Genomic DNA, 7,676 nt, shown 5'->3' with positions numbered 1-7,676 from the left:
TACTTCACAAGGGGACTCAGGTAGATCAAAGATAAACTCTTACTCTTTGATTTCAGCGATCTTTTAAACTACCTGAAAAAAAGTGAGGGGGAGTATGGTAGAGATTAACACAAAAAAAGACTTTTAGAAAGCTACTTTATTGACACTTTGGTTAATGAAGCGCTGAATACGCTCAAAGCGCAGAAAATAGAAAATAAAACAGAAATTAAAAAGAAAGGATTGTTTTCTAAAATTAAACTATAGATAAAACAGTATAAAAAAAATTACGAAAAATGGAATTGAAATAAGAGATCAATTGAACAAGTTAAAGTTCTTCTTATATGTTTGCTTGGGCCGATTTTTTCTCAATAGGATTGAGATCAGGGGAATATGAAGGCAAATAAAGCAAACTATGACCTGCATCTTTTGCATACCGTTCCCTTTATGGAAAATGGCATTATCCATAACAATAACGCTTTCTTTTGGAAGGTTTGGTAATAAAACTCTGCTACACTCAATATGCAAAAACATCAGTATTGGCTGTTAACAAACCTACTGCACCTAAAGCAGAACCTATTAATCCTCCCATCACATTTATTCTTCCTTTTGCCCCACAATCATGACTTCCATAGCACCGTCTTCCCTTATCAGAATGACCGTGGGTTCTGGGCATGTCATGTGCAAAGCCACTTTCATCTATGTGAGGAATTTTTTTTCTACTTTTTCTAGCTGCTCAATTGTTTGGAAAAATTTAGATTTTTTTTCTGGATCCACTTTGGGGGGATTTAGAGTTTTTTTATATGTAGCGCCTATACGTTTCTTAGCATGTTTTATCCCAGATGCGCCCACTCAAAGCCTTTTTGCTCTTTCATATCTATAAGAATCAGGATATTCTTTTATATATTTCTTCAAAGATTCATTATCTATTTTAATTGTTTTTTTGTTTGTTCTTATCTTAGGATTTATTTCTTTCTTCCATCTACTGAGAGTCTGTGTTGAAATCTTAAATTTTTCGGAAAGTTTACTATAGCTTGCTCTTTCTGATTAAAGCTTAAGTACTTCTTTTACGAAATTGAACAGAGTATGAGTATGTCATATTTTTATTTTTTTGATTCATACTCTAACTTAATTCTCAACTCGTTTCCGTGACTTTTTTATCCGATCTTAGCATACTTAGTATTTTAGGTTGAATTAGGTGTATTTTTTTTACAATAAAAGAAAAATGACAAAGAGCTACAGCAACGATTTAAGACAAAGGATAATAAATATTTAGATGAGGGGAACGGACATATTGAAGCATCGCAACTATTTAAAATAAGTGTATCAGCGATAGGCAGGTGGTATAGAAAATACAGACAAGAAAGCAGCTGGTTTGGTTAATAATAAGCCGATAGCACCAATGGTTTTTAAAAAATCTTGCGACGCATTACTATTCCAAGCTTAGGTAGAAATTTTCTGATCAAGAAACTAAAGCCTGGTAAAGTTGTTATTATGGATAATGCCTCTTTTCATAAATACAAGAGAAGTAGAGAATTAATAGAATCTGTAAAATGCAGTATAATTTTTTTACCTCCTTACTCTCCTGATTTGAATCCAATAGAGAAATTCTGGGCTAATATGAAGAGGGGAATTGAATGCAATATACTAACTTTCAACATTCTATTCGAAGATGTTTCGTAGCTCTTTAAAGCATCTAATTCGACCTAAATTACTATAATATAACCATTTAAAAATTAAGAAAACACCGAAAAAGTCAATCCCTAGACCGTTTGGTTTTTTATTAAATCCCGCTGTATTCCCAAAATGAATTCAAACAACTATTGCGGGAAATATCAATGTATCAAAAATAAGAGAGAAAAATTTATTTAATAATTAATTACTGGGAAATTAGATTATTTTTAGTACAACAAAAAAAAATCTGAAAAATAATATAAAAAACGAGGAATCCCTTTTTAGAAAGCTTATTGAAGTCATCTAAGAACTCATGTACAATATTTTCTTAAGAAGAAAAGAAAGGGGGCTTAGGGTATGTTGTTAAAGGGAAAAAAAGGATTGATTTTAGGTGTTGCCAATCAAGATTCTATTTCCTGGGGAGTTGCAAAAAAGGTTGCAGAATCAGGTGCGGAACTGGTTATTACTTATCAAACAGATACCTTAAAGCGAAGAGTAGAACCTTTGGCAAAAACTTTGGATTCTGCTGCCTCTATCTTTCCTTGCGATGTGGAAGATTCTAACCAAATTTTTGATCTTTTTCAGCATATTCGAAAAACCTGGGGAAAATTAGATTTTATGCTGCACGGAGCAGCATATTCAGATAAGCAAGAATTGAAAGGAAAATTTTTAGACACTAGTAAACAGAATTTTATTAGAACTATGCACATTTCTTGTTTTTCTCTTATTGAGATGACCAAAGAGGCTGCCAGTCTTATGACTTCAGGAGGAAGTATAGTTACTTTATCTTATTATGGTGCAGAAAAAGTTATTCCCCATTACAATGTTATGGGAGTTGCAAAAGCAGCTTTAGAATCTAGCGTAAGGTATTTAGCAGCGGATTTAGGGCCTCAAGGTATTCGGGTTAACGCAATTTCTGCAGGACCTATGCGCACCCTTGCAGCAGCGGGAGGAATTGATGGGTTTAGATATATTTTAGATTGGACCACTCACAACGCGCCTCTACGGGCGGGGGTTACTCAAGAAGATGTTGGGGATGTGGCGCTGTATTTATTTAGCGGTATGTCTTCAAAAGTAACTGGTGAGGTTCATCACGTAGACTCAGGATATCATGTGATTGGTATGAAATTAGTTCATGCTCCAGATATTCAAAAAAATGTTTAATACGATTACTTCGATTACTTTTGCATCTAAAAAACAAAAAACTATGGAATGGGTATGAAGATAAGTGCGGCGATCGGTTGGGGAGGAAAAAAAATTTTTTCCGGATTCAATCGTTTATTTATTGTGGTAGGGTATGCGGTTACTTTTGTTGTTTTGGTTCTTTTTTTTCGTCGAGGACTTCCTTCTACACCTGTCCACGTCTTAGTATTAGAACATCATTTTGAAGCTTGGGAGCAGGGATCACACCTAAAAAATTGGAAAGCATCCTTAGAGCGTGCTTTAGTAGATCCTTATCTTCGGCGTATTGTCTTGCATCTGAATTTCGACATAAGTATAGCAGATGCGCAGGTTTTAAGGGGGATGTTGGTAAAACTTAAGGCTCAAGGAAAAGAAGTTATATGTTACGCTCAATCTGTTGGTTCTTTAGGAGAAATAGGGATATCCGGGTACTATTTAGGTTCTTGTGCTAATCGCTTTTATCTTGCAAGTTCCGGTCATATGATGCTGGAAGGAATGAGCGTAGAGCGCTTATATTTTGGTAAATTTTTAGAAGCGTTGGGGGTACGCAGTAATTTTGTAGCGCAAGGAAAATACAAATCTGGACCAGATGGATTTACGCGCTCTGATATGGCCATTCAGGAAAAAAAAATGATGACTCGTATTTTAAAAAGTTGGAACAAACAGATCTTAAAAGATCTTCAAGAAGACAAACGTATCAAAGGTTTTTCTTTAGAAGATGGGCTTGTGAACTTGACTTGCTCTGCGCAAGAGGCAAAAAAATTAGGGTGGGTTGATGCATTGGCTTCTTGTTGGGATCAAGTTAAATTAAAATATACCCAAAATGAAAAAAATGCTGACGTTAGTGAATATCTGAAAAGAAATAAAAATATCTGGACGTGGATAAAATCTAAGCTATTTCATAGACATCACATTGCGATTTTGCGTATTGATGGAGAGTTAGGCAGTGCAACATTCGATACTCAGCGACTGTGCGATCAATTGATCAGTATTTCACAAAACGCTTCGATAAGTGCTGTTTTTATTATGCTTAATACTCCAGGAGGAACGTCTTCTGCGGCAGAAGCTTTGCGACATGGAGTTTCATGTTGCCGAAATGCAGGAAAATTAACAGTGATCGTTATGGAAAGTGTTGCTGCTTCTGGAGGATATTGGATTGCGTGTTCTGGAGAAAAAATTTGGGCTCAGCCTGGAACTCTTACGGGATCAATTGGCGTTTACGCGGGAAAATTTGATCTTCAAAAGGGGTTAAAGACCTGGGAAATCGGGTTTGGCAGTGTGACCACAGGAAGCGGGTCTAGTGAAAGCCTGTACACAAGCTGGAGCGATAGCCAAAAAACCCGGTGGGAAAAAATTACTGCACTTGGATATGAACATTTTCTTTCTTTAGTGGCAGAAGAACGAAAAATGAAAAAAGAAGATGTTCAAGCTCTGGCACAAGGGCAAGTGTGGACGGGAGAAGAGGCAAAAACTCTGGGGTTAGTAGACGAATTAGGGGATTTTTCCCAGGCATTAAATTGGGCAAAAAAAGAAAAAAAATCATTAAATTCTTTAGAGGTTGTTGATTATACTCCTGGTGCTCGTTACTCTTTACATTGGATATTGTCTATGCTGAAGGAAAAAGTAGCAAAAGCCTTTACTGAAATGTTTGTAAACGGTCGAAAACTTTGTATGTTAATGCGAATTAGGTGAAGCATTAGAAAATTTATGAAGGTGGAGTGTGTGTCGTTAAATAAATTTCTAATTAAAAAAATGGAGTACTATATTTTTGCATTAAACAGATCTAAGTCTGATTCTTTGAATATCGATTGGTTGTGTGGAGTTTAAGGTATTACTGTAGGAAAAATTATGACAAATTTTTTGCAAATAATAAAAAGCACTCCCTTTTATGTTTGGGGCATATTTGCGTACGTGCTGTTTTTTGGTATTAAAAATATAAAAACAAGAATTGTTTACGTTCCAAAATTTTTCATTTTTCCGCTCTTGTTATTTTTTATACAATACAAAAATTTTTTTTCCCAAAACTCGAGAGCTTTCACTTTGATTGTTTTTTTAGCAACTTTAGGAAGTTTTTTCGTACACAGAAGTAAGAAAGTAAAAGTTATAAAAAGTTTAAAATCAGTTGAGGTGATCGGAAGCTATATTCCATTACTTATTCTTCTTTTTGTATTTTTTATGAAATATTATTTGGGCTATCTAGAGTCTATGGATTATGAGATTTTTTCAAAATATCTTTCTTTTGAAAATCGGATAAGTGGAGCATTTTCAGGATATTTTCTTGGAAGAGCGATTAACTATGTATATCAGTACTGGAAGGAAAGCAAGTGAAAAAGAAAATTTTAACTGGTGATCGGCCAAGTGGAAAATTGCATTTAGGGCATTACATAGGCTCTTTACAGAACAGAGTAAAATTGCAAAACGAATTTGAACAATATGTAATGATAGCTGATGTTCAAGCTCTTACTGATAATTTCGAAAATCCGTCGAAAATTACAGAAAATGTTTTTGAGGTAGCAAAAGATTATTTAAGTGTTGGAATTGATCCAGAAGTTACGACTATCTTAATTCAGTCCCAGATTCCTGAGATTTCTGAACTAACTGTATACTATTTAAATCTTGTTACTTTAGGAAGGCTTGAAAGAAATCCTACCGTAAAAAGTGAAATCCAACAAAAGGGGTACGACGATTCTATTCCCGCTGGTTTTTTTTGTTATCCAGTAAGTCAGGCTGCTGATATAACGATATTTCAGGCAGAAATAGTTCCCGTAGGAGAAGATCAGATTCCAATGATTGAGCAAACTAATGAGATTGTACGTCGGTTTAATCGTATTTATGCTGTGGACTATTTAAAAGAATGCAGAGCAGTTTTAAGCAAATCGCCAAGGTTAGTAGGGATAGACGGCAAAGCAAAAGCTAGTAAATCGTTAGGAAATGCCATTTTTCTTTCAGATACTGCACAAGAAATAAAAAACAAAGTGTTTCAAATGTATACAGATCCAGGACATATAAAAATTAGCACCCCTGGAAGGGTTGAAGGAAATGTTGTTTTTACATATTTAGACGCTTTTCATCCCAATACTGAAGAAGTTAATGATCTTAAAATACATTACCAACGTGGAGGGCTTGGTGACACCACCATAAAAAATATTTTGAATGAAGTTCTTCAGGATTTTTTGGATCCAATCAGAGAAAAGCGAGCTAAATACACAGAAGAATACATAAGTTTTGTTCTTAAATGTGGAACATTAAAGGCGCGTAGTGTAGCCCTAAAGACCATAGAGCAGGTAAGAAAAGCGATTGGAGTGAACTATTTTTAAAAAGAAATACTGAAAGAAAGGAAGTACAGAATGATTAAAAAGTTTGATCACCTTATTTAAAGTAAGGGAAGAGTTCTTCAATAGTATTAGAAGATTTTTTTTGGATTTCGCTTTGAAAAGCTTGCATGCTAATGTTGTACTCTTTTAGAAAATTCGTTATGCTTTTCACAGGCTAGTTTTTCGGGGTAAGTATTAGGGTGTTCAATCAAATTGTTGAAAAAATTTATCATATAGGAAAGAAATGGCGCTCATTTTGGGTTATGATTCCTTACGGATGGTTTGGACTTTTTTTAATAATTCCTATCGGGATTTTAATGATTATTAGTATTTCTGAACCTAAAGTAGATACTCCCCCTTTTACACCTTTACTTCGTTATACGGAAAATTATGGTATCGAAATCAGATTGTTTTTTATCAATTATTATAGAGTGCTTTCTCAGGTTCTGTACAGAAAAGCATATTTTGTTTCTTTATACCTTGCGTTTTCTTCTACATTGATTTGCCTTTTTTTAGGGTATCCTATGGCTTATGTTATTACACGTTTTTCTAAACCGTGGCGTGTATTTTTATTAATTTTGGTAGCGTTGCCCTTTTTGTCTTCCTTTTTGGTGCGTATGTGTGCTTGGACAAATATTCTTTCAATGCATGGATTTGTTAATTTTATTTTGGGAAAGTATTTCGGTATCGGTCCTTTTCAATGTATTCATAATCAAGGAGCGGTTTTACTAGGCATTGTATATTCGTACATTACTTTTATGATTTTTCCTTTATACATTACTTTGGAAAAAATTGACGTTACTATGCTGGAAGCAGCTTATACACTAGGGTGTCGCCCTTGGAGAGCGTTTTGGAAGATCATATTGCCGCTTTCAAGCCCCGGGATACTAGCAGGGGCAAGCTTAGTTTTCATTCCCGCAGTTGGAGAATACATAATTCCAGAAATTTTGGGAGGAAAACAATGCATTACAATTGGCCGGCTATTATGGTATGAATTTTTTGTGAATCATGATTGGCCAGCAGCGTGCGCATTAGCATTTGTAATGATGGGATTTTTACTTATTCCTATTATTGCTTTTGAAAAACTGCAAAGAAAGGTAGAAAAAAGTTTAGACACATAGAAACGTTATGCGCTTTGCACTATAGTTTCGTTTGTGTTAAGCAAAAAATACTCAGGTACTAAACATTTAGGCAAGGAGTCATTCAGATCTACACCTTGCACGAAGTGAAATTTTAAGGATTTTTCTAGTTCCGCTTTTTCATAATTTAGAGTTTTTATGCGTGATTCTTTTCCGTTTTATCGCTTCATAAAGTCTAAATTTAATCCGAGTTTATTTCCTGATTTTAAATATTCAAATAAGATACTCGTTCTGAATGAAATTGTTTACAAGTTTAATAATTTTTCTTATGCAAAGATTTCTGAAAGAAGAAGATCGTGTTGCGTTAAGAACGCAGCATAGGAAAGAAAAGAACCGACGCGTAGAAGAGAGGATTAAGGAAGTTTAGTTATTCGACAAGGGGGGAGCTCGT

The 7,676-nt window shown here is 34.7% G+C and carries 8 protein-coding genes and 1 pseudogene; 6 read left to right on the top strand and 3 right to left on the bottom strand.

The annotated features are described in order from the left end of the window. Positions 1 to 316: 316 nt before the first annotated feature. The 3 genes and pseudogenes from K737_RS11805 to K737_RS11580 all read right to left on the bottom strand — a co-directional run. Positions 317 to 379: a hypothetical protein gene (locus K737_RS11805; RefSeq protein ID WP_407636441.1), complete on the bottom strand. Its 63-nt coding sequence runs from the start codon at positions 377 to 379 to the stop codon at positions 317 to 319. A gap of 114 nt (positions 380 to 493) precedes the next feature. After that, on the bottom strand, positions 494 to 652 hold the full coding sequence (locus K737_RS10440; protein ID WP_006297002.1) for a hypothetical protein: 159 nt from the start codon (positions 650 to 652) through the stop codon (positions 494 to 496). Between the two features lie 176 nt (positions 653 to 828). Then, positions 829 to 993 (bottom strand): annotated as a pseudogene (locus K737_RS11580) (IS630 transposase-related protein); the annotation flags it as partial. A 402-nt stretch (positions 994 to 1,395) separates the two neighbouring features. Between K737_RS11580 and K737_RS11800 the strand changes: the two are divergent. The 6 genes from K737_RS11800 (at position 1,396) to K737_RS01615 (ending at position 7,267) form a co-directional block, all read left to right on the top strand. Further along, complete coding sequence (locus tag K737_RS11800; RefSeq protein ID WP_006297001.1) at positions 1,396 to 1,659, top strand: transposase; 264 nt, start codon at positions 1,396 to 1,398, stop codon at positions 1,657 to 1,659. A gap of 348 nt (positions 1,660 to 2,007) precedes the next feature. Beyond that, positions 2,008 to 2,814, top strand: coding sequence for an enoyl-ACP reductase FabI (locus K737_RS01635; protein WP_006296999.1), 807 nt, complete (start codon positions 2,008 to 2,010; stop codon positions 2,812 to 2,814). Positions 2,815 to 2,868: 54 nt separating this feature from the next. Further along, entirely contained in the window at positions 2,869 to 4,524 is a 1,656-nt protein-coding gene (locus K737_RS01630; RefSeq protein WP_006296998.1) for a S49 family peptidase, read from the top strand. A 348-nt stretch (positions 4,525 to 4,872) separates the two neighbouring features. Beyond that, positions 4,873 to 5,160: a hypothetical protein gene (locus tag K737_RS09265; protein ID WP_152531031.1), complete on the top strand. Its 288-nt coding sequence runs from the start codon at positions 4,873 to 4,875 to the stop codon at positions 5,158 to 5,160. Further along, on the top strand, positions 5,157 to 6,149 hold the full coding sequence (gene trpS / locus K737_RS01620) for a tryptophan--tRNA ligase (protein ID WP_006296996.1): 993 nt from the start codon (positions 5,157 to 5,159) through the stop codon (positions 6,147 to 6,149). Before K737_RS09265 ends, trpS begins: the two co-directional genes overlap by 4 nt. 197 nt (positions 6,150 to 6,346) lie before the next feature. Further along, positions 6,347 to 7,267 carry an ABC transporter permease gene (locus K737_RS01615; protein ID WP_006296995.1) on the top strand — a complete coding sequence of 307 codons (921 nt, stop codon included), beginning with the start codon at positions 6,347 to 6,349 and terminating at the stop codon, positions 7,265 to 7,267. The last annotated feature ends 409 nt before the right edge of the window (positions 7,268 to 7,676 follow it).

It is taken from the genome of Holospora undulata HU1, from assembly GCF_000388175.3.
Taxonomy (GTDB): domain Bacteria; phylum Pseudomonadota; class Alphaproteobacteria; order Holosporales; family Holosporaceae; genus Holospora; species Holospora undulata_A.
The sequence above is the reverse complement of the archived record's forward strand: the minus strand, read 5'-3'. Positions and strand labels throughout refer to the sequence as shown.

Coding starts and splice junctions, on each gene's coding strand:
- K737_RS01635 (WP_006296999.1), top strand. CDS start 2,008: ATGTTGTTAAAGGGAAAAAAAGGATTGATTTTAGGTGTTGCCAATCAA.
- K737_RS10440 (WP_006297002.1), bottom strand. CDS start 652: ATGCCCAGAACCCACGGTCATTCTGATAAGGGAAGACGGTGCTATGGA.
- K737_RS01630 (WP_006296998.1), top strand. CDS start 2,869: ATGAAGATAAGTGCGGCGATCGGTTGGGGAGGAAAAAAAATTTTTTCC.